Source organism: Rhizobium terricola (assembly GCF_012927355.1).
GTDB lineage: Bacteria > Pseudomonadota > Alphaproteobacteria > Rhizobiales > Rhizobiaceae > Allorhizobium > Allorhizobium terricola.
Map to the genome: position 1 here is coordinate 263,938 of NZ_JABBGK010000002.1, position 19,342 is coordinate 283,279.

Genomic DNA, 19,342 nt, shown 5'->3' on the forward strand with positions numbered 1-19,342 from the left:
CGCCTTACCTCTTGCCCTTGGCAGGACCGCGGCCGCCGGAAGGCTTGCCGCCACCGGGACGTCCGCCGCCGGGCTTGCCGGAAAAGGACTTCGCGCCACCCGGCTTTCCGCCCGGCTTGCCGCCGAAGGGCTTTGCGCCCCGCGGCTTGTCACCGAAGGCGCGATCTCCGGTGGGGCGGCTGTCGGCGCTGCGCGGACCGCGGGGCCTGTCGCCGAACGGACGGTCACCGCCCGGACGGCCCTCGGAGCGGGGACCGCGCGGCTTGTCGCCGAAAGGCCGGTCACCGCGCGGGCGGTCCTCACGGGGACGATCATCGCGGGGACGGTCATCACGGGGACGGTCGCCGAAGGCGCGTTCGCCACGAGGGCGATCGCCACCACGGGCCGGACGGTCACCACGGTCACCACGATCGCCGCGTTCCGGACGATCGCCGAAGCTGCGCCGGCCGCCGAAACCTTCATCGTCCTTGCGACGGGCCGGCTGTTCGGCGCGGATCCATTCGCCCTCTTCGTCCCGGGTACGGCTGACCTGTACGCGGGGGCCCGGATCCGGACGACCGTATTCCGGCTTGCCACCCTTGCGGTCCGGGTCGAAACGGTTGAGCGACTTGGTCGGCTTGCCATCCTTCGTGCGGCCGTAGCGCTTGTCGGCACCGCCGTCGGGACGGGCGCGAGCTGCACGCTTCTCGGCAGCTTCCGCCTCGGCGGCCTTCTTCTCGGAGACAGGGCGGGCGCCGGGCGCCATCCAGACATTCGCGGTCCGGGTCGAGCCCGGCGTGCGGCGCTTCGGCTTGTCTGGGCTGTCGCCGTAACCACCACGACGATCGTCTCCGCCGCGATCGTCGCGCTTGCCACCGAAGGAACCCTTGCGGCCATCACGGTCGCCGTCGCGCTTCGTGTCGAGACGACCGAGAGCCTGTTCGCGGCGGTCCTCGGGCTTGGCCCACTTCGAACGCTCGGCCTTTGCCGGCACCTTGGCGGGGGCGGCATCATCCTCGTCGCCGACCGGGCCGGCGCTGTAGATCGGCGCATCGAAATTGGCCTTGGCATCCTCGATCAGGCGGGGCCCCAGCTGGTCTCGCAGCATGCGGCCGCGCACCTCGATGACCTTGCCCTCCGGCAGGTCGCCGAGCTGGAACGGACCGTAGGAGATGCGGATCAGCCGATTGACCTCGAGACCCAGCGCGCCGAGCACGTTCTTGATCTCGCGGTTCTTGCCTTCACGCAGGCCCATCGTGATCCACGCATTGTGGCCCTGGGTGCGGTCGAGCGTCGCGTCGATGGAACCGTAGAGCACGCCGTCGACGGCAATGCCGTCCTTCAGCTTGTCGAGTGCCGCCTGGTCGATCTCGCCATGGGCGCGAACGCGGTAGCGACGCAGCCAGCCTGTGGTCGGCAATTCGAGCACGCGCGCCAGGCCACCGTCATTGGTCAGCAGCAGCAGACCTTCGGTGTTGATGTCGAGGCGGCCGATCGACATGACCCGGGGAAGTTCTTCCGGCAGGTTGTCGAAAACGGTCGGACGGCCTTCTGGATCGGAGTTGGTGGTCACCAGGCCGGCAGGCTTGTGATAGAGCCAGAGGCGGGTGCGCTCGATGCCGCGGATCGCCGCGCCGTCGACCTCGATCGTGTCGGAGAGCGTCGCATTGACGACCGGAGTATCGAGCACCTTGCCGTTCAGGGTGACGCGACCTTCCATGATCATGCGCTCGACGTCGCGACGCGAGGCAACGCCCGCGCGCGCGAGCAGCTTGGAGATGCGCTCGGGCTTGGTTTCATCGGCGGCGATCGTGGCCTCGACCCTGGCCGGCTTGCGCGCGGGCTTGTCGGATTCCGCGCTCGGCTTGCGGGTGAACGGCTTGCCGCCGCGGTCGGACGTCTTCGGTCCGGGGCGTCTGGACTTGTCTTTGAATGTCATTTGCTGTTTGCCTGTGGTTTGGGCTGTCCTATCAGGTCAAGACCGCTTGGTTAAGAGGAAAGTTGTGGAAGTGGCGCAGACGAACGGTTTCATGGCTGCCGCACTGGATGAGGCACGGGCAGCCGGAGAGCGCGGCGAGGTGCCAATCGGCGCGGTCGTCGTCTCGGACGGCGCGATCGTGGCGCGCGCCGGCAATGAAACACGGGCGCTGAACGACATCACCGCCCATGCCGAGATCCTCGCGATCCGCCGGGCCGCGGCGGCGATCGGTGACGAGCGGCTGACGGGCGCCGACCTCTACGTCACGCTTGAGCCTTGCACCATGTGCGCCGCGGCGATCTCCTTTGCCCGGATCCGCCGGCTCTATTACGGCGCGGAGGATCCGAAGGGCGGCGGGGTCGACAACGGCGTGCGCTTCTATGCGCAGCCGACCTGCCACCATGCGCCCGAGGTCTATGCGGGGATCGGCGAGACGTCGTCCGCGGACCTCCTGAAGCGTTTCTTCCAGAGCCGGCGGTAGGACTGGCGGCCGATTGTCTACGCGCGGCTCGTGTCAGGCGGTGACCGGGTCGATCTCGCGTCCGTCGATGACGACACGGTTGCGGCCCCCGTCCTTGGCGCCGTAGAGGTGCTGGTCGGCCTGACGGAAAAGATCGATCGGGTCGAAGACACCGGTCGTCGAAGCGGCGCCGATGCTCACGCTCAGCGGCACGCGGCGTCCGTCTGCCTGGAGCTCCACGTCTGCGACGGCGCGGCGAATGCTGCCCGCAATCCGGCGGGCCTGCTCCGGATCGGCCTTGGCGAGGAAGATGACGAACTCCTCTCCGCCGATGCGGCCCCACAGATCGTCAGGCCCCAATGTTGCATCGATCGTCGCGGCAATGCGGCGCAGGGCCTCGTCGCCGACCAGATGGCCAAAGGTATCGTTGATGCGCTTGAAGTGATCGGCGTCGGCGATCAGCAGTGCCACCGGCCCAGGGTCACGTCCGGCCAGGTCGTCGAGAGCGGCAAAGAGCGCCTCGCGGTTCAATCCGCCGGTCAGAGCATCGCGCCGGGCCCGCCAGCGAAGATCGTCATGCAGACGTCGAAGCTCGATATGCATGTCCTCCAATGCGACATGCATATGGGCGAGTTCGTCGCGCTGCCGCTCGATCACATCCGTCTGGTGAAACTGCCACAGGCTTGCCGGCCCGGCGATGACCAGCGGGCAGAACACGCTCATCCAGAAACCGGGACCGTCCGGATGGCCGCCCAGCAGCGGAACCACCAGAAGAACGATAGAGACGGAAGCGAGCACCGACGCGAGCGTCGTGACCGCTGATTTGACGATTGTTTTCCGGCTGATGGCACGCATGCGCGCACGCTATGCCCGACGGGTTAACGCAACATGATACCGCTCGAAAAAACTCTCCCGGGAAGGAACGCCGGTCAGGCGCCTTCGGCAAAGGCCTTCAGGCGGTCGCCGGCAAGGCGATAGCGGATCCATTCATTCTGGGGCTCTCCGCCGATGGCGTCATAGACGCGGATCGCCGGTTCGTTCCAGTCGAGGACGCTCCACTCAAACCGGCCGCACCCCTTGTCGACGGCAATCTTCGCCAGATGACGCAGCATGCGCTTGCCGGCGCCCGAGCCCCGGTAATCGGGCGAAATGTAGAGATCCTCGAGATAGAGACCGTTCTTCGCCTGCCAGGTGGAATAGTTGAAGAACCAGACGGCAAAGCCGGCGGGTAGGCCATCCGCCTCGATGATGGCCGCGCCCGTGACGGAACCGGGGCCGAACAGGGATGCCTTCAGGCTCTCTTCCGTCGCCTCGACCTCGTGGCCGGCATTTTCGAAGACGGCGAGTTCGGTGATGAAGCGCAGGATGGTGCCGGCATCGTCGGGCGTGGCGTCGCGGATGGTGAAGTTCATCGGGTTCCCCAGGTGTCAGGCCATGAAAAAGGGCAGGCCGTTTCCGCCCTGCCCTGTCCGTTCGAATGCGATGCAGCCGCCAGACTTACTGGAAAGGCATCCACCACTGATTGTTCTGCTGGTTGGCAGCCTTGGCCAGCTTCTTGCGGCGCTTTTCTTTCTTGGCTTCCGGTTCGCCCAGATCGGTCAGAGCCGTCTCGTCCGCCTGGCGATATTCGGTCGGCGGGTCGGAGAGGAAGCGGCGCTGGTCGAGGTACGCGCCCTTCTGCAGCTGGCGTGCCTCGCGGAAGGCCTGCCACTTCTGGCTCTCGGTCATGGTGCCGTTGGTGCCGTAACCGGCGAGCAGCGGCGAACGGTAGCGCGGATTGTTGGCATTGGCGTCGGCCTCGGCGACCAGACGTTCGCGGGCCTCTTCCGGCGTCTCGAGCCACTCCGGATTGTCCTTGCCGGCGAGCGACTGCTGCGGGGCAGCCAGGCTGGCCTTGGCCGATTCCGGCGGCATCACCAGTGCCGGGCGCGGATTGTACTTCGTGCCCTTGTTCTTGTTCGGATCGGAGCCGAGGGAAACGGCGGAGCCGACGTCATCGACCAGCTGCTCCATGGCCGTCTTGTCGGTGCCGTAGGTCGGGCTGCCGACGCAGCCGGCCAACATGGAGCAAGCGACAAGCAGGCCGGTCATCCCGACACCAACTCTGAACAGATCTGCCGATTTCATGAATGCCTACGAGCCTCGCCGCTGTTTATGCTTCCGCCGACTGTCTTCGATACTCGCCTGAGCGAAGATTCCGGCCATTTTCAGGCACATTTACCGGATGACACGCCAAAGAGCAAATCATCCGGTAACATTTCATTAATGGCGGGCAGCCAGTTCCCGCAGTGCCGCCGCGTCGCGTGCGGACACATCCGGGTAGTCCGGATCGGAACCGACGTCCGGCGTGATCTTCCAGGAGCGGGCGCATTTCGTGCCCTCGGCCAGCTTCGGCTCGACCGAAACCTTGGCGACTTCGGCCAGGCGGAAGGCATCCGCCGGGCCTTCGTCCGCGACGACCGAGACCGCCGAGGTGATGCAGATCTCCGCGAAATCCTGGTCTTCCAGCGCCTTGAACAGGTCCGGGTCGGCAACGTGCACGACCGGGGCCGCTTCCAGCGACGAACCGATGCGCTTTTCGCGGCGCTCGATTTCGAGAGCGCCGGTGACGACGGTGCGAACCTGACGGATCTTGTCCCACTTCGCTTCCAGCGCCGGATTCAGCCATTCGGCCGGGACCGTCGGGAACTGTTCGAGATGAACCGAAACAGCCTGTGGATTGCGCGAGAGCCACGCTTCTTCGGTGGTGAAGGGCAGCATGGGTGCAAGCCAAGTGACGAGGCAATCGAACAGCTTGCGGATGACCGCAAGCGCCGAACGACGGCGCAGCGACGACGGGGCGTCGCAGTAGAGCGCGTCCTTGCGAACGTCGAAGTAGAAGGCCGAGAGCTCGACGTTGGAGAAGTCGATGAGCGCACGGGCGATCTTCTTGAAGTCGAAGGCGTCGTAGCCTTCGCGCACCAGCTTGTCGAGTTCCGCCAGGCGGTGCAGCATCAGCTGCTCCAGTTCCGGCATGTCGGCGATCGCGATTTCCTCGCCCATGTCGTGCGCCAGCGTGCCGAGCATCCAGCGGATGGTGTTGCGCAGCTTGCGATAGGCGTCGATGTTGGTCTGGATGATCGTCTTGCCGAGGCGCTGGTCTTCCCAATAGTCGGTGGTCATGACCCAGAGACGCAGGATGTCGGCGCCCGATTCCTTCATGACGTCCTGGGGGGCCACGACGTTGCCCTTGGACTTCGACATCTTCTCGCCCTTCTCGTCCATGGTGAAGCCATGGGTGATGACGGCGTTGTAGGGCGCGCGGCCACGGGTCGCGGCACTTTCGAGCAGCGACGAATGGAACCAGCCCCGATGCTGGTCGGAGCCTTCCAGATAGACGTCGGCCGGCCATTTGAGGTCCGGGCGGTCCTCCAGCGTGAAGGTGTGGGTGGAGCCCGAGTCGAACCAGACGTCGAGAATGTCGCGGACCTGCGTCCAGCCCTCACCGGCGCGGTTGCCGAGGAAGCGCTCGCGGGCGCCTTCGGCGAACCACGCATCGGCGCCCTCGGCCTCGAAGGCTTCGAGGATGCGGGCATTGACGGCATCGTCCTGCAGCACTTCGCCGTTTTCATCGACGAAGACGCAGATCGGAACGCCCCAGGCGCGCTGGCGCGAGAGGACCCAGTCGGGACGCGTCTCGATCATGGCGCGCAGGCGGTTCTGGCCGGCGGCGGGAACGAAACGGGTGTCGTCGATCGCCTTCAGCGCGCGTGAACGCAGGGTCGTTCCGTCGGCCAGGTCCTTGTCCATGTAGACGAACCACTGCGGCGTGTTGCGGAAGATGACCGGCTTCTTGGAGCGCCAGGAATGCGGATAGGAATGCTTCAGGCGGCCGCGGGCAAAGAGGCGCTCGGCAGCGATCAGCGCCTTGATGACGCGATCGTTGGCATCGCCCTTCTTGCCGTTGTCGTCCATGACGCGGGCGCCGTCGAAACCGGGGGCATCGGCGGTGTAGAAGCCGGCATCGTCGACCGGGAACGGGATCTTCGACGAGATGCCGCGCGCCTCGAGGTCACGGGCGTGGTGCGTCCAGGCGTCAAAGTCCTCGCGGCCGTGGCTGGGCGCGGTGTGGACGAAACCGGTACCGGCGTCGTCGGTGACATGGTCGCCATCGAGAAGCGGAACGGCAAAGTCGTAGCCGAGGTCGACCAGCGGGTGGGCGCAGGTGAGGGCTGCGAGCTCTTCAGGCGCGATGTCGCGCACGAGCTTCAGCGTCACCTTGGCCTTGGCGGCCGCATCGTCGGCAAGGCGGGTCGCGAAGATCAGCTTTTCACCGGGCTGCGGACCGAAGTCGTTCGTAGCACTTTCAACCTCAAACAGGCCGTAGGGGTAACGCGAGGAGAACGCGATCGCGCGGTTGCCCGGGATGGTCCAGGGGGTAGTCGTCCAGATGACGACGAAGTTGCCCTTGAGGTCGGCGGGGCCCTCGACGATCGGGAACTTCACCCAGATCGTGTCGCTCTCGACGTCGGCATATTCCACTTCGGCTTCGGCCAGCGCGGTGCGCTCGACGACCGACCACATGACCGGCTTCGAGCCGCGATAGAGCTGGCCGCTCATGGCGATCTTCAGAAGCTCGCCGGCGATGCGGCTTTCGGCGTGGAAGTTCATCGTGGTGTAGGGATTGTCGAAGTCACCCTCGATGCCGAGACGCTTGAACTCCTCCGACTGGATCTTGATCCAACCGGCGGCGAAGTCGCGGCATTCCTGGCGGAATTCGTTGACCGGAACCTCGTCCTTGTTCTTGCCCTTCTCGCGGTACTTTTCCTCGATCTTCCACTCGATCGGCAGGCCGTGGCAGTCCCAGCCGGGAACGTAGTTGGAGTCGTAGCCGCGCATCTGGAACGAGCGGGTGATGACGTCCTTGAGGATCTTGTTCAGCGCGTGGCCGATGTGGATGTTGCCGTTGGCATAGGGCGGGCCGTCGTGCAGGACGAATTTTTCCCGGCCGGCGGCAGAAGCGCGCAACTTCTTGTAGAGACCCATTTCCTGCCAGCGCTTGACCATCTCTGGTTCCTTCTGCGGCAGTCCGGCGCGCATCGGGAATTCGGTCTGGGGCAGGTAGAGGGTGGACGAGTAGTCAACTTTTTCAGTGGTGTCGGTCATGATCTTGCCATCGAAGGGCGACCGGGAGGCGGTCGCGTATTTGTCTTGGAATTCGTGGTGACGGAGAGCGTCGCGAAGAACGCCGAAAACCCGGACCCTCCGGCAGCTCTCAAAGCGCGCGGAAGGCCGGGCCAATAATTCGAAGGGATATGGTCAGCCGAACCCTGGTCATTGTGGCGGTTGTTTAAGGGTTTTTACCGCGAAAAGGAAGGGGGCCGCACAGGTTTATGCGGCTCCATCCGGCGGCCGACGCGAAACGGCCGGCCGCGCCGCGATAGCGCCGAACGCTACAAGCTGATCGTTCCGCGCCGCAGAGACCGGCCTACGCCATCATCGCGCCGCGGGAGAGCATCGGCGCACCGGTACGGTCCTGGCCGGCAGGCGGCCACCGGTAAGGCCTTCGAGCTCGACGATCTCGCGATGTCCTGCGCGCCGTACCCTGCCGGTGCCGTTCCCGCATTCCCCTCTCGCGAAATGGATCGCCGCTTCTTCGTTCGCGAAGATCCCACCCACCAGCCCGGCGGCGTCGTGTACGACCCACCATCCGTGACGATCACGCCCGACAGTAAAACGGGTCGCGCCCCCGGCAGGGTCGACAGGTGCGGTTTGAGCGTTCATGGTTTCGTGTTTCCTCTTCATCTGGGACTGCAATCCGATTACGCTCTGGCTGCCCGGGTCCGGCGATGGTCGCCAAGAAGGGCGAGCGCACCGCGTATGGCCTCTTCCGTCGACGGCTCCACCGGCGTCAGCGGCAGGCGTACCTCGGGGCTCAGGCCGAGAAGACACGACAGAGCCAGCTTGGCGGCAGCGACGGAATGTTCCTGCTCAAGCGCCTGCACCAGCGGCAGAAGCCTTCGGTTCAGTTCCAACGCCGCCGGGATGTTGCCGCTCTGCTGGGCGTGAAACATCGAGGTGAGCAGGCGTGGTGCCACATTGGCGGCCACGGAGAAGGCCCCGCGCCCGCCGAGGAGGCAGAACGGCAATGCGGTCAGTTCATGGCCGGAATAGTGCCGTGGGCTCCTGCCGCAGGCGACGGGGAAAGTTCCGCGCCGCGCAAGGTCACCGGTGTAGTCGATCAAGCCGACGACGTTCGGCAGGCCGGAAAGCCGTTCGACCAGACCTTGGCCGACGTCTATCGCCGTGCGCAGCGGTGCGTTGGCGATCACCAGCGGAATGTCGACGGCTTCGCTGATCACCTGAAAATGGCGCAGCACACCTTCCTGGGTCGGCTTGGAGTAGTAGGGCGCAACGATCACGGCGGCACGGGCGCCGAGTGCGCACGCCTCCTGCGTGAATTCGACAGTGGTGCGCGTGCAATTCGTCCCGGTGACGACGAGGACGGGAACTTCGCTGCCGGCAACCTCGACGGCGATCCGGATTACATCCATTCGCTCTTCGTGGGTGAGGGTCGAGGTTTCTCCGGCTGCTCCGCAAACGCAGATACCGGCCACACCACCACGTATCTGCCATTCGATCAGGCTCATCAATCCGACGCGGTCGAGGGCACCTCCGCGAAACGGCGTGACGAGTTCCGTGTAGAGCCCATCGGGCAGGTTTGCTGGGTTAAACATCGGACCGAACCTCACCTGGATCCTGCCGCGTGGCGCGAGGCCGCAATCAGGGCCAGCAATACCGCGGCATTGCGATCGCGATGGGTGGATGCACCGCCAGCCGCAGGATCCGGTGAGCGCGCGCCAAGCCGGCAGAACCAGACCTCGGCGGAGAACGACAGATCGGCCAGTTCGAGAGGCGGATTGCAGCGGCCGACGAGAAACAGCAGCGCATCGAAGTAAGCGAGCGCGTCCATTTTTGCTCGAAATAGCCGACGGTCCACTGGATTCTGACGGCAGGCAGCAAGGCTATCCAGGACGTTGAAGGCTTCCCAGATATGATGCTCGGATGCCCTTGGAAGCTCCGCGAGGCGATCCGACAGGAGGTCGGCGCGCGCGCTCAACGACAGCGGGGCGCCATCGCAAAAGATGGTGGTTTGCATGAGTTTCATCCCTTTCGGAAGGACGAAGGGACATTGCAGACTTGAAACCGCTGCGCCTGAGCGGAGCGGCACCGGGCATGACGACAAGGATGTACAGGCCGGAGCTGCTGCAAAGTCGTTTTCGTCCACCTTGTTGAAGACAAGAATGAACTTAGGCGGGCTCAGATCAGGTATCGATGCCGAAGACGGCCCGCGGACATCAGGATTTCATACGGTTCCCTTGTCCGGCTAACATGCAGGTCGATGGCACGCGGAGCCTGCCCCCGGTGAAGAGGCAGTGGCAAATGATCAGGCGGGCCGGACCGACAAGCTGAAGACATTCATGCGCAGCAGCCGGCGCGCGACGAGCATGCCGACGACCAGGGCGGCGAAGAACACGAAGGCCTCGCGATGACCGAGGCCGAGCGCCGGCACGGAGCCGCCCGGGCAGAAGCCGGCAATACCCCAGCCGACGCCGAAGAGCAGCGAGCCGCCGACCAGGCGGGCGTCGATGCGGCCCTTGGCCGGGATGTGGAAACCGTCGTCGAAGACCGGTGCCTTGCGGCGGCGCTGGACCAGCACGTAGCCCGGTCCGGTAACCAGGAGAGCACCCGCCATCACGAAGGCCAGACTCGGATCCCAGGAGCCGGCGAGGTCGAAGAAATTCATGACCTTGGCCGGATCCGCCATGCCGGAGAGCACGATGCCGAGGCCGAAGATGGCGCCGATCGCCACTGCAACGAGATATTTCATCGGACGCTCCCTCAGAACACGTGGCGCATCAGGAAGACGGTGGCAAAGCCGGAGGCCATGAAGCTCGCGGTCGCGGCGATCGAACGGGGCGACAGGCGCGCCATGCCGCAGACGCCGTGGCCCGAAGTGCACCCCGAGCCGAAAGTCACGCCGAGGCCGGTAACAAGGCCGCCGACGACGAGCGCACCGAGCGAGACCGGCGCGGAGAAAGCGGCGCCGTAGCCGAAAAGCTGGAGCAATGCCGGCATTCCGATCGCGCCGACGAGAAAGGCGGCACGCCAGGCCCAGTCGGCACTGAGCGGCGGGAAGACGCCGATGACGATCGCCGACATGCCGGCGATGCGTCCCCAGGAGAGCATCAGGAGAACGGCCGCAAGGCCGATGAGAAGGCCGCCGGTGAAGGACAGCAGTGGCGTGAATTCAGTCATGAAGGAAGATGGTCCGGGATCGATAACGAAGGCCGGCCTGTGCCGACGGCGGCAATCTATGCGCGGCAGTCCGAATTACATAGGTATATATTTATATTTGTAGCGTCCGATCGGAAATGTTTTGCCGCACGAACGGCGCCCGACATCAGAAGGCGATCTTCGCGTCCAGTTCGCCGAGCGGGCGTACACCGGAGAGAAGCCCCCTCGCCTCCTCCTCGTCCTTGCGGATCTGCGCGACCAGCGGCTCGAGGCCGGCGAATTTCAGTTCGTCGCGCAGGTGACCGAAGAAGGACACCCGGCAGTTCTCGCCGTAGAGATTGCCTTCGAAATCGAAGACATAGGTTTCGAGCAGGGCCGCGCCGTTCTCGGTGACCGTGGGCCGATAGCCGAAGCTCGCAACGCCGTCGTAGAGACGACCATCGGTGCGCCGAAGACGGACGGCATAAATGCCGGGCTTCAGCTCGACTTCCGGCGCAAGCGCCATGTTGGCGGTCGGATAGCCCAGAGTGCGGCCGAGCTGCTGGCCCTTGATGACCTCCGCCTCGACGGTGAAGCGATAGCCGAGCAGACCTGCGGCCTCGGCGACATTCCCCTCGGACAGCAGGCGGCGAATGCGGCTCGACGACACCACCTCGGCGCCCTCGTCGCGGAAGGCGTCGACCAGTGTGACCCCGAAGCCGTTCCTTTGCCCGGCGTCCATGAGAAAGGCCGGTCCGCCCTCACGTCCCTTGCCGAAATGGAAGTCGAAGCCGGTCACGACCTCGGTCGCGCCGAGCCATTCAACGAGGATCGAGCGGACGAAATCCTCGGCGGAGCGGCCGGAAAATTCGCGGTCGAAAGGATATTCGATCACCGAGTGGAAACCCATGGCCTCGAGCAGGCTCGCTCGCAGCGGTGCCGGGGTCAGCCGGAAGACCGGTTTGTCGGGATTGAAGACGCTGCGCGGATGCGGCTCGAAGGTCAGGACGAGGGCCGGCACGCCGCGGCTCTGCGACAGCTCGAGCGCCCGGGTCAGCACGGTCTGGTGACCGCGATGCACGCCATCGAAGTTGCCGATCGCGATCACGCCGCCTTTCAGCTTCTCCGGCAGCGGGTTCTTCTTCTCGTTTCGATGAAAAACCGTCATGATCTGCCTCCACGAGACGGTAGACCGAGAAACATCCGGGTACCCCCCTCTGGCCTGCCGGCCATCTCCCCCTCAAGGGGGGAGATCGATCCGGGGTCATGCCCCGCCCGGTCCCGATACAGTCCAAGGGAAATCACACCAGGGAATGCCAGCCGCGCGTCTTGCCAATCTCCCCCCTTGAGGGGGAGATGCCCGGCAGGGCAGAGGGGGGTGAATTGCAGCAAGTTCATCTGGTCGGCCCTCGTGTCAGGCGAGCCTCTGCATCCAATAGCTCGGCGCGGCATTCTCGCGCTTCAGCCAGGCGTTGAGGATCGCTTCGTCCGGCTTGCCGTTGACGGTGTATTCGGCGGCATGGATGCCGCCGGAGATGTAGAGAAGGTCGAGGCCTGCGTCGAGGGCGCCGCGCACGTCGGTCGGCATGCCGTCGCCGATCGCAAGGATGCGATCCCTGGCGACCTCGCCCTTGCGCTCCTCGCGTGCTGCGCCAAGTGACGCTTCATAGATCGGGCGGTGCGGCTTGCCGGCGATGCGGGTCGAGCCGCCAAGCTGTTCGTAATAGGCGGCAACCGCGCCCGCGCAGGGGATCATGCGGTGGCCGCGCTCGACGATCAGGTCCGGATTGGCGCAGATGAGCGGCGCCTTGCGGGCCGCGAAGGCCACAAGCACGTCGTGATAGTCCTCGGGCGTCTCCGTCTCGTCGTCGAAGAAGCCGGTGCAGACGATCGCCTCGGCGTCGTCGGGCGCGACGGCCGTCACGCCGAGGCCTTCCAGCAGGTTGAGATCGCGATCCGGACCGAGGAAGAAGATACGCTTCGGGCCGGCCGCAATCAGCGTGCGGGTGACGTCGCCGGAGGTGACGATACGGTCATAGGCGGTATCGGCGACGCCGATCATCCGCAGCTGGTTGATGACGTCCTCAGACCGGCGCGGCGAATTGGTGATCAGGACGACCGTTACGCCGGCGGCGCGGGCGGCGGTCAGCGCCTCGGATGCGGCGGGAAAGGCATCGACCCCGTTGTGCAGGACGCCCCAGACGTCGCACAGGATGACGTCGTAACGTTCGGTGACGTCGCTCAAGGTGGAAATGCGGTCGGCCATGCGCTGTTCCTGACTGAAAAAATGCAAGGCTGACATCGCAAAGGAACGTCGGGAAGGCAAGGGCTTTTGCGGAAAATAGCCGCAAGCCAGCGGCATCACGCCATGAGACGCCAGGCAAGTCCGAGGCCGGCCGCGACGACGAGGGTCCGTCCCATTCCCTGCCGCAGGCCGAAGATCATCGCGGCCGAGAACCCGGCAAGGACGAGGGCTGCGCCGTCGAGCGTGGCGAGCTCCGGCAGCGGCAGCGAAACCGAGAACCCGGCCGCCTCACCGTCTCCCGCACCGGCCGGAGACGGCCAGATGACCCAGCGGTTGACCGTCGTGAACAGGACGTGCAGGGCAAACCAGACGGCGAGGTTGAGGATCACGCCGACGACGGCGGCGGTGATCGCCGAAAGGGCTGCCGTCACCCAGCGATTGCCGCGCAGCCGCTCGACATAGGGCGCGCCGGCAAAGATCCAGACGAAACTCGGGACGAAGGTTGCCCAGGCAGCGAGCAGACCGCCGAGGAGGCCGCCCAAGAAAGGCGGCAGGCCGCCGGCATCGCGAAAGCCCGCGAGGAAGCCGACATAGGACAGCACCAAGACGAGCGGGCCGGGCGTCGTTTCGGCCAGCGCAAGGCCGTCGAGCATTTCGCCGGGTCTCAGCCAGTGATACTGGTCGACCGCCACCTGCGCGACATAGGAGAGAACGGCATAGGCTCCGCCGAAGGTGACGAGCGCCATGCGGGAAAAGAAGGCGAAGATCTCGGCAAGACCGCTGTCACCGGCGAACAGCCAGAGAGCAAGAAGCGGCGCCTGCCAGACGAGGAGCCAGAAGGCCAGCGTGGCGAGCGAGCGCCCCGGCCGGCTGACGGCGGCAGCACCCACGCCGCGCGTTTCCAAGACATGCGGCGGCGCATCGCGGGTGACGGCACGCGCTTCGACGAGACCCGCGAGCCCGGCGAACAACACGACGAGCGGAAAGGGCAGAGCGAAGGCGAAGAGGGCCAGGAACGCCACAAGGGCAACGAGGCGATGGAAGCCCGTCTTTAGCGCACGGCGCCCGATCCGCACGACGGCCTCGACGACGATCGCGAGGATCGCGGCCTTGAGGCCGAAAAACAGGCCGGCGACCCAGCCGACGTCATGATAGTAGGCATAGAGCGTCGACAGGCCGAGAATGACGGCGAGCCCGGGAAGGACGAAAAGCAGGCCGGCAACCAGGCCGCCCCGAACGCCGTGCGTCAGCCAGCCAATATAGGTGGCAAGCTGCTGTGCCTCGGGTCCGGGCAAGAGCATGCAGAAATTCAAGGCGTGCAGGAACCGGTCCTCGGACACCCACCGCCGCTCTTCGACGCAGATGCGGTGCATCAGGGCGATCTGAGCGGCCGGACCGCCGAAGCTCATCAAGCCGATGCGCAGGAAGGCCCGGAACATGTCGGAAAAGGCAGCCGATTGCGGCGGGTCCTGCAACGTCGTCGTCATACGATCTGTCATGCGGCGGTGTTAACAATGGTCGATGAAATATTTTCGACAGGCCGCGCTTGACTCATCCGGGACCCGTCCTTATCTCAACCCCGCTAGCACTCGCCGACAGGGAGTGCTAACAGTATCCATGCGGGTCCACCGCGACCCGCGAATGTCATTTGATCGAGGGATTAGACAATGGCAAGCACATCTTTCCGCCCGCTTCACGACCGCGTTGTAGTCAAGCGCGTTGAGTCCGAAGAAAAGACCAAGGGCGGCATCATCATTCCCGACACCGCAAAGGAAAAGCCGGCTGAAGGCGAAGTCGTCGCCGTTGGTCCGGGTGCTCGCGACGACCACGGCAAGGTTGTTGCTCTCGACGTCAAGGTCGGCGACCGCGTGCTGTTCGGCAAGTGGTCCGGCACCGAAGTCAAGCTCGACGGCGTAGACCTTCTGATCATGAAGGAAGCCGACATCATGGGCATCATCGGCTGATTGCCGATCCTTTCCCACCTCAACAAAATCACCATTGGGCTGAAACCCGGGAGTTTTGAAAATGGCAGCTAAAGAAATCAAATTCGGCCGTACCGCGCGCGAAAAGATGCTGCGCGGCGTCGATATCCTCGCTGACGCAGTGAAGGTCACCCTCGGTCCGAAGGGCCGTAACGTCATCATCGACAAGTCGTTCGGCGCTCCGCGCATCACCAAGGACGGCGTTTCGGTCGCCAAGGAAATCGAACTTGAAGACAAGTTCGAAAACATGGGCGCCCAGATGGTCCGCGAAGTCGCTTCGAAGACCAACGACATCGCCGGCGACGGCACGACGACCGCAACGGTTCTCGCCCAGGCCATCGTTCGCGAAGGCGCCAAGGCTGTTGCAGCCGGCATGAACCCGATGGACCTGAAGCGCGGCATCGACCTCGCCGTTGCAGAAGTCGTCAAGGATCTCCAGGCCAAGGCCAAGAAGATCAACACGTCGGAAGAAGTTGCCCAGGTCGGCACGATCTCGGCGAACGGCGAGAAGCAGATCGGCCTCGACATTGCCGAAGCCATGCAGAAGGTCGGCAACGAAGGCGTCATCACGGTTGAAGAAGCCAAGACCGCCGAAACCGAACTCGAAGTCGTCGAAGGCATGCAGTTCGACCGCGGCTATCTGTCGCCCTACTTCGTGACCAACCCGGAAAAGATGATCGCCGACCTCGAAGACGCCTTCATCCTGCTCCACGAGAAGAAGCTCTCGAACCTCCAGGCCATGCTGCCGGTGCTCGAAGCCGTCGTTCAGACCGGCAAGCCGCTCCTCATCATCGCTGAAGACGTCGAAGGCGAAGCCCTTGCAACGCTCGTCGTCAACAAGCTGCGTGGCGGCCTGAAGATCGCTGCCGTCAAGGCTCCGGGCTTCGGCGATCGCCGCAAGGCCATGCTGGAAGACATCGCCATCCTGACCGGCGGCACCGTCATCTCCGAAGACCTCGGCATCAAGCTCGAAACCGTCACGCTCGACATGCTCGGCCGCGCCAAGAAGGTTTCGATCTCGAAGGAAAACACCACCATCGTTGATGGTGCTGGCCAGAAGTCCGACATCGAAGGCCGCGTCGCACAGATCAAGGCCCAGATCGAAGAAACCACCTCCGACTACGACCGCGAAAAGCTGCAGGAACGTCTTGCCAAGCTCGCTGGCGGCGTTGCCGTGATCCGCGTTGGCGGCTCGACGGAAGTCGAAGTCAAGGAAAAGAAGGACCGTATCGACGACGCGCTGAACGCAACCCGCGCAGCCGTTCAGGAAGGTATCGTCCCGGGCGGCGGCACGGCTCTGCTGCGCTCGTCCGTCAAGATCTCGGTCAAGGGCGTCAACGACGACCAGGAAGCCGGCATCAACATCATCCGTCGCGCGCTGCAGGCTCCTTGCCGCCAGATCGCCGAGAATGCTGGTGACGAAGCCTCCATCATCGTCGGCAAGATCCTCGACAAGGATCAGGACAACTGGGGCTATAACGCCCAGACCGGCGAGTTCGGCGACATGATCGCCATGGGCATCGTCGACCCGGTCAAGGTCGTTCGCACCGCCCTGCAGGATGCCGCTTCGGTCGCATCGCTGCTGATCACCACCGAAGCCATGATCGCCGAGCTTCCGAAGAAGGAAGCAGCCGGCGGCATGCCGGGCGGCATGGGCGGCATGGGCGGCATGGACATGATGTGATAGGCGCCAGCCTATCGCAGCCATGGCCATAAAGCTTCGCCCAAGCACTTCAAGTGGTTCAGCGCGTCAAGCGCGCTGAACGGGCGGCATGGACATGGATAGTGATAGGCGCCAGCCTATCGCGCTGATCCATCCGGTTCAGTTTGCGGAAAGGGCGGTCTTCGGGCCGCCCTTTTTTGCGCTTGGCTGACACGGCGACACAGGTGCGACCTGATGAAGCGGAGCGGCTGACGAGCATAGTCCGTCCCGTACACCAACCTCTCATCGAATCAGCTGGATCTTGGCAAGCAACACCTGATGCAACCGGACGTCACGTGCGACAATCCTTCTATGCTTAAATTCGCATGTCTTAATGAAATTGCAGATTATATAACCCGCTGGAAACACCTAAGCTTCAGGCCAAGCCACGCAATTCGGCAAGACGCGAAGAAGTTGATAAAATTCTCGACAAAAAATTGTCAAACCGCAGTTTTTCTGTATTCATAGATGCATCCGAGGCGCTTCGATTTTACGGCGCACCGTATTATCAGAAACGAAATCCCTAGTTCGCTAGGGGCTATTGCTGTGGACTGGCAATTCTGAAAATTTGACGGTTGACCTAAAAATTCGCATTGCGGACAACCTGAAAAATTTATATCGCTGCAACAAAGGCAAGAAGCTGGGGTGACAAGCTGCGGGGGCGGCACCACCATCGGTAATCCGGCATGGGGCCGGGCGTAAAATGGGGGATTGGGTGCTTGTAACCTATGCGCGAATGCGCCTACTCTACAGCATGCGTTCACATTAGTTGGTGACAGTTCGGCGTTTCGTCGGGCGAGCGCGCGTTAAAGCGAGCATCGGCGACCGGAACACCGAATACAGACGGAGCAATGACGGACGCCTACGGCGCCCGCATCTGAAACTGGTCCGAGCGCAACAACGCATATTCGGCTTTCTTGGGGACTGCCTTGTTTAAGATTGCCAGAGCCAACTTGAATACATCCTTCGCCTCGGGCCTACCCGAAGAAGGCGACGGCGACAGCTATGTCTCGTCCCAGTTCAGCGTGTCGGAAGGCTGGGTCGGAGACCTGTCGAACGGCGTGATCAAGCTCGGAGAGCGAGCGACGATGCTGCACGGGTTGGACAATCCGGAATGTGGCCTGCTCAGCATGATGCGCTGCTACGAGCCGAACGACCGCGCCCACATTCTCGAGCTGTTCGAACAGGCGGCGACCTCGTCGTCCAACTTCTGCTATTCGACCACCATCATCCTGGGTTCCGGCCAGCGCCAGCCGGTTTTCTGCATCGGTGAGTCTGACGGCCTTGAAGAGAAGAGCACGGGCAGCATGCTCGGCATCTTCGTCTTCCCCCGCTTCAAGCTGGCGGCCGGCGCGCATCTGCGAAGCTATTCCTGACCATTCCTTGCGGTTCCACCCGTATCGGCAACATCACCCATCCCACCGTTCGAACAGGAATGGAGGGTTGGGTTGATCGGTCCGGCAATTCCATCTCGTTCACTATTGTCGAACGATCAGTCAAAGACTGTCCATCTATCGCATACAAGCCGTAAGTGGCACAACTCGCTCCAGAAATTCACCACAGGCACCCGGCCACGATCCGCCGTCGGTGCATCAAGGAGCCGAACATGTCCAGCAGCAACAACGCCATCATTCTCATCGCCCGCGTCCTCCTCTCGTTCATCTTCATCTATTCCGGCTACGGCAAGCTCATCGACCCGGCCGGTACCGCCGGCATGATCACCGGCGCCGGCCTTCCGGCTGCGACCGCGCTTGCTTACCTCGCCGGCCTGTTCGAGCTGGTTGCCGGCCTCTTCGTCCTCGTCGGCTTCCAGACCAAGATCACCGGCTGGCTGCTCGCTCTGTTCTGCGTGTTCACCGGCGTCGTCTTCCACGGCTCGGCCATCAACGTTCCGGATTTCCCGGCTGCCGCCAACGGTTGGCTGACCGTGCTGAACCAGATCATGATGATGAAGAACATCACGCTGGCCGGCGCCTACATCCTGCTCGCCACCTTCGGCCCCGGCGCCTACTCGCTCGACGCCCGCCGCGGTGCAGCCGTCGCAGCCTGAGCCATCCCTGCCTCACACGGCAACGGAAAGCCCGCCGGGGGTCACCCCGGCGGGCTTTTTTGCTGTTCATTCGATTTTAGAAACGTTCAGGCCTTTCGTGCGAGCCAGACGGTGGCGCCGCCGCAGGCCAGGTCCTCGACCACATGGGCGACCACCTCGAAACCGTTCTCCCGCAGCAGATGCCTGTACTCGTCCGGCGCCAAGCTGGCGTGGTGGAGCGGCTCCCCTTCGAAAGATCCGATCGAGACACCCTCCCCCGGCCCCGAGGTGAACATCAGCATTGCGCCCGCGGCCGCATGGGCAGCAAAGGCGGGAAACATCGCACGCTGGTCGGCGGCATTCAGATGAAAAAAGCTGTGCCAGGCCAGGATCGCGTCGAAGCTCTGGTTCAAGGCCAGCCGGCGCATGTCGCCGACATGCCAGGCTTCTCCGGGAAAGCGTGACCGACAGAGCGCGATAAGGCTCTCGGAAGAATCAATCCCCGTCACGGAGAGACCGCGGGCGACGAGATCCGCCGCCATCGGCTCCCCGGAGCCGCAGCCGAGGTCCAGCACGCAGGCGCCTTGCGGCAGCTGCCCGGCGAAGCGATCGAGCCACGGCTTTTCGAAGAGATGTTTTGAGCGGATATCGTCGAAGGCGCTGGCGTGACGCTCGTAGAGGCCGATCACCCGCTCCGCGTCGTCCATCACC

The 19,342-nt window shown here is 64.0% G+C and carries 19 protein-coding genes; 5 read left to right on the top strand and 14 right to left on the bottom strand.

Annotated features, from left to right (window positions below; all coding sequences use genetic code 11):
* Window positions 1–4: 4 nt before the first annotated feature.
* A complete protein-coding gene (locus tag HHL25_RS11020; protein WP_169590293.1) occupies window positions 5–1,918 on the bottom strand; it encodes a pseudouridine synthase in 1,914 nt (637 codons plus the stop codon).
* Between the two features lie 70 nt (window positions 1,919–1,988).
* Between HHL25_RS11020 and HHL25_RS11025 the strand changes: the two genes are divergently transcribed.
* Window positions 1,989–2,438 (top strand): nucleoside deaminase, encoded by a 450-nt coding sequence (locus tag HHL25_RS11025; protein WP_169590295.1) that lies wholly within the window; start codon window positions 1,989–1,991, stop codon window positions 2,436–2,438.
* Window positions 2,439–2,471: 33 nt separating this feature from the next.
* Here HHL25_RS11025 and HHL25_RS11030 read toward each other — a convergent pair whose 3' ends face one another.
* The 12 genes from HHL25_RS11030 to chrA form a co-directional block, all read right to left on the bottom strand.
* Window positions 2,472–3,272, bottom strand: a complete 801-nt coding sequence (locus HHL25_RS11030; protein ID WP_169590297.1) for a GGDEF domain-containing protein — start codon at window positions 3,270–3,272, stop codon at window positions 2,472–2,474.
* A gap of 74 nt (window positions 3,273–3,346) precedes the next feature.
* Window positions 3,347–3,829 (bottom strand): GNAT family N-acetyltransferase, encoded by a 483-nt coding sequence (locus tag HHL25_RS11035; protein WP_169590299.1) that lies wholly within the window; start codon window positions 3,827–3,829, stop codon window positions 3,347–3,349.
* 85 nt (window positions 3,830–3,914) lie between these two features.
* The gene (locus HHL25_RS11040; protein WP_169590301.1) at window positions 3,915–4,544 is read right to left on the bottom strand and encodes a hypothetical protein; all 630 of its coding nucleotides are present in this window, start codon (window positions 4,542–4,544) and stop codon (window positions 3,915–3,917) included.
* 135 nt (window positions 4,545–4,679) lie between these two features.
* Window positions 4,680–7,562 carry an isoleucine--tRNA ligase gene (gene ileS / locus HHL25_RS11045; protein WP_169590303.1) on the bottom strand — a complete coding sequence of 961 codons (2,883 nt, stop codon included), beginning with the start codon at window positions 7,560–7,562 and terminating at the stop codon, window positions 4,680–4,682.
* 330 nt (window positions 7,563–7,892) lie between these two features.
* Window positions 7,893–8,180, bottom strand: a complete 288-nt coding sequence (locus HHL25_RS11050) for a hypothetical protein (RefSeq protein ID WP_169589715.1) — start codon at window positions 8,178–8,180, stop codon at window positions 7,893–7,895.
* Between the two features lie 38 nt (window positions 8,181–8,218).
* Window positions 8,219–9,133 (bottom strand): 4-hydroxy-tetrahydrodipicolinate synthase, encoded by a 915-nt coding sequence (gene dapA / locus HHL25_RS11055; protein WP_169590305.1) that lies wholly within the window; start codon window positions 9,131–9,133, stop codon window positions 8,219–8,221.
* A gap of 11 nt (window positions 9,134–9,144) precedes the next feature.
* Window positions 9,145–9,555 carry a hypothetical protein gene (locus HHL25_RS11060; RefSeq protein WP_169590307.1) on the bottom strand — a complete coding sequence of 137 codons (411 nt, stop codon included), beginning with the start codon at window positions 9,553–9,555 and terminating at the stop codon, window positions 9,145–9,147.
* Window positions 9,556–9,843: 288 nt separating this feature from the next.
* Window positions 9,844–10,287 carry a YeeE/YedE family protein gene (locus HHL25_RS11065; RefSeq protein ID WP_169590309.1) on the bottom strand — a complete coding sequence of 148 codons (444 nt, stop codon included), beginning with the start codon at window positions 10,285–10,287 and terminating at the stop codon, window positions 9,844–9,846.
* Window positions 10,288–10,298: 11 nt separating this feature from the next.
* Window positions 10,299–10,715, bottom strand: a complete 417-nt coding sequence (locus HHL25_RS11070; protein ID WP_169590311.1) for a YeeE/YedE family protein — start codon at window positions 10,713–10,715, stop codon at window positions 10,299–10,301.
* Between the two features lie 145 nt (window positions 10,716–10,860).
* A complete protein-coding gene (locus tag HHL25_RS11075) occupies window positions 10,861–11,841 on the bottom strand; it encodes a bifunctional riboflavin kinase/FAD synthetase (RefSeq protein ID WP_169590313.1) in 981 nt (326 codons plus the stop codon).
* Window positions 11,842–12,087: 246 nt separating this feature from the next.
* Window positions 12,088–12,939, bottom strand: a complete 852-nt coding sequence (locus HHL25_RS11080) for a TIGR01459 family HAD-type hydrolase (protein WP_169590315.1) — start codon at window positions 12,937–12,939, stop codon at window positions 12,088–12,090.
* A 95-nt stretch (window positions 12,940–13,034) separates the two neighbouring features.
* Window positions 13,035–14,417: a chromate efflux transporter gene (chrA, locus tag HHL25_RS11085; RefSeq protein WP_169590317.1), complete on the bottom strand. Its 1,383-nt coding sequence runs from the start codon at window positions 14,415–14,417 to the stop codon at window positions 13,035–13,037.
* 168 nt (window positions 14,418–14,585) lie between these two features.
* On the opposite strand from chrA, the gene groES reads away from it, so the two are divergent.
* The 4 genes from groES (at window position 14,586) to HHL25_RS11105 (ending at window position 18,652) form a co-directional block, all read left to right on the top strand.
* On the top strand, window positions 14,586–14,882 hold the full coding sequence (groES, locus tag HHL25_RS11090) for a co-chaperone GroES (protein WP_112830927.1): 297 nt from the start codon (window positions 14,586–14,588) through the stop codon (window positions 14,880–14,882).
* 61 nt (window positions 14,883–14,943) lie between these two features.
* Entirely contained in the window at window positions 14,944–16,584 is a 1,641-nt protein-coding gene (gene groL / locus HHL25_RS11095) for a chaperonin GroEL (RefSeq protein WP_169590319.1), read from the top strand.
* Window positions 16,585–17,531: 947 nt separating this feature from the next.
* On the top strand, window positions 17,532–17,978 hold the full coding sequence (locus HHL25_RS11100) for a hypothetical protein (RefSeq protein WP_169590321.1): 447 nt from the start codon (window positions 17,532–17,534) through the stop codon (window positions 17,976–17,978).
* A 230-nt stretch (window positions 17,979–18,208) separates the two neighbouring features.
* Entirely contained in the window at window positions 18,209–18,652 is a 444-nt protein-coding gene (locus tag HHL25_RS11105; protein WP_169590323.1) for a DoxX family protein, read from the top strand.
* A gap of 86 nt (window positions 18,653–18,738) precedes the next feature.
* Here HHL25_RS11105 and HHL25_RS11110 read toward each other — a convergent pair whose 3' ends face one another.
* Complete coding sequence (locus HHL25_RS11110) at window positions 18,739–19,338, bottom strand: class I SAM-dependent DNA methyltransferase (RefSeq protein WP_169590325.1); 600 nt, start codon at window positions 19,336–19,338, stop codon at window positions 18,739–18,741.
* Between the last annotated feature and the right edge of the window lie 4 nt (window positions 19,339–19,342).

What these genes read in the sequence shown, in the direction of transcription:
- chrA (WP_169590317.1), bottom strand. Translation starts at nt 14,417, where the DNA reads ATGACAGATCGTATGACGACGACGTTGCAGGACCCGCCGCAATCGGCT.
- groES (WP_112830927.1), top strand. Translation starts at nt 14,586, where the DNA reads ATGGCAAGCACATCTTTCCGCCCGCTTCACGACCGCGTTGTAGTCAAG.
- HHL25_RS11040 (WP_169590301.1), bottom strand. Translation starts at nt 4,544, where the DNA reads ATGAAATCGGCAGATCTGTTCAGAGTTGGTGTCGGGATGACCGGCCTG.
- ileS (WP_169590303.1), bottom strand. Translation starts at nt 7,562, where the DNA reads ATGACCGACACCACTGAAAAAGTTGACTACTCGTCCACCCTCTACCTG.
- HHL25_RS11030 (WP_169590297.1), bottom strand. Translation starts at nt 3,272, where the DNA reads ATGCGTGCCATCAGCCGGAAAACAATCGTCAAATCAGCGGTCACGACG.
- HHL25_RS11065 (WP_169590309.1), bottom strand. Translation starts at nt 10,287, where the DNA reads ATGAAATATCTCGTTGCAGTGGCGATCGGCGCCATCTTCGGCCTCGGC.
- HHL25_RS11020 (WP_169590293.1), bottom strand. Translation starts at nt 1,918, where the DNA reads ATGACATTCAAAGACAAGTCCAGACGCCCCGGACCGAAGACGTCCGAC.
- HHL25_RS11060 (WP_169590307.1), bottom strand. Translation starts at nt 9,555, where the DNA reads ATGCAAACCACCATCTTTTGCGATGGCGCCCCGCTGTCGTTGAGCGCG.
- HHL25_RS11075 (WP_169590313.1), bottom strand. Translation starts at nt 11,841, where the DNA reads ATGACGGTTTTTCATCGAAACGAGAAGAAGAACCCGCTGCCGGAGAAG.
- HHL25_RS11035 (WP_169590299.1), bottom strand. Translation starts at nt 3,829, where the DNA reads ATGAACTTCACCATCCGCGACGCCACGCCCGACGATGCCGGCACCATC.
- HHL25_RS11105 (WP_169590323.1), top strand. Translation starts at nt 18,209, where the DNA reads ATGTCCAGCAGCAACAACGCCATCATTCTCATCGCCCGCGTCCTCCTC.
- dapA (WP_169590305.1), bottom strand. Translation starts at nt 9,133, where the DNA reads ATGTTTAACCCAGCAAACCTGCCCGATGGGCTCTACACGGAACTCGTC.
- HHL25_RS11070 (WP_169590311.1), bottom strand. Translation starts at nt 10,715, where the DNA reads ATGACTGAATTCACGCCACTGCTGTCCTTCACCGGCGGCCTTCTCATC.
- HHL25_RS11110 (WP_169590325.1), bottom strand. Translation starts at nt 19,338, where the DNA reads ATGGACGACGCGGAGCGGGTGATCGGCCTCTACGAGCGTCACGCCAGC.
- HHL25_RS11050 (WP_169589715.1), bottom strand. Translation starts at nt 8,180, where the DNA reads ATGAACGCTCAAACCGCACCTGTCGACCCTGCCGGGGGCGCGACCCGT.
- HHL25_RS11080 (WP_169590315.1), bottom strand. Translation starts at nt 12,939, where the DNA reads ATGGCCGACCGCATTTCCACCTTGAGCGACGTCACCGAACGTTACGAC.
- groL (WP_169590319.1), top strand. Translation starts at nt 14,944, where the DNA reads ATGGCAGCTAAAGAAATCAAATTCGGCCGTACCGCGCGCGAAAAGATG.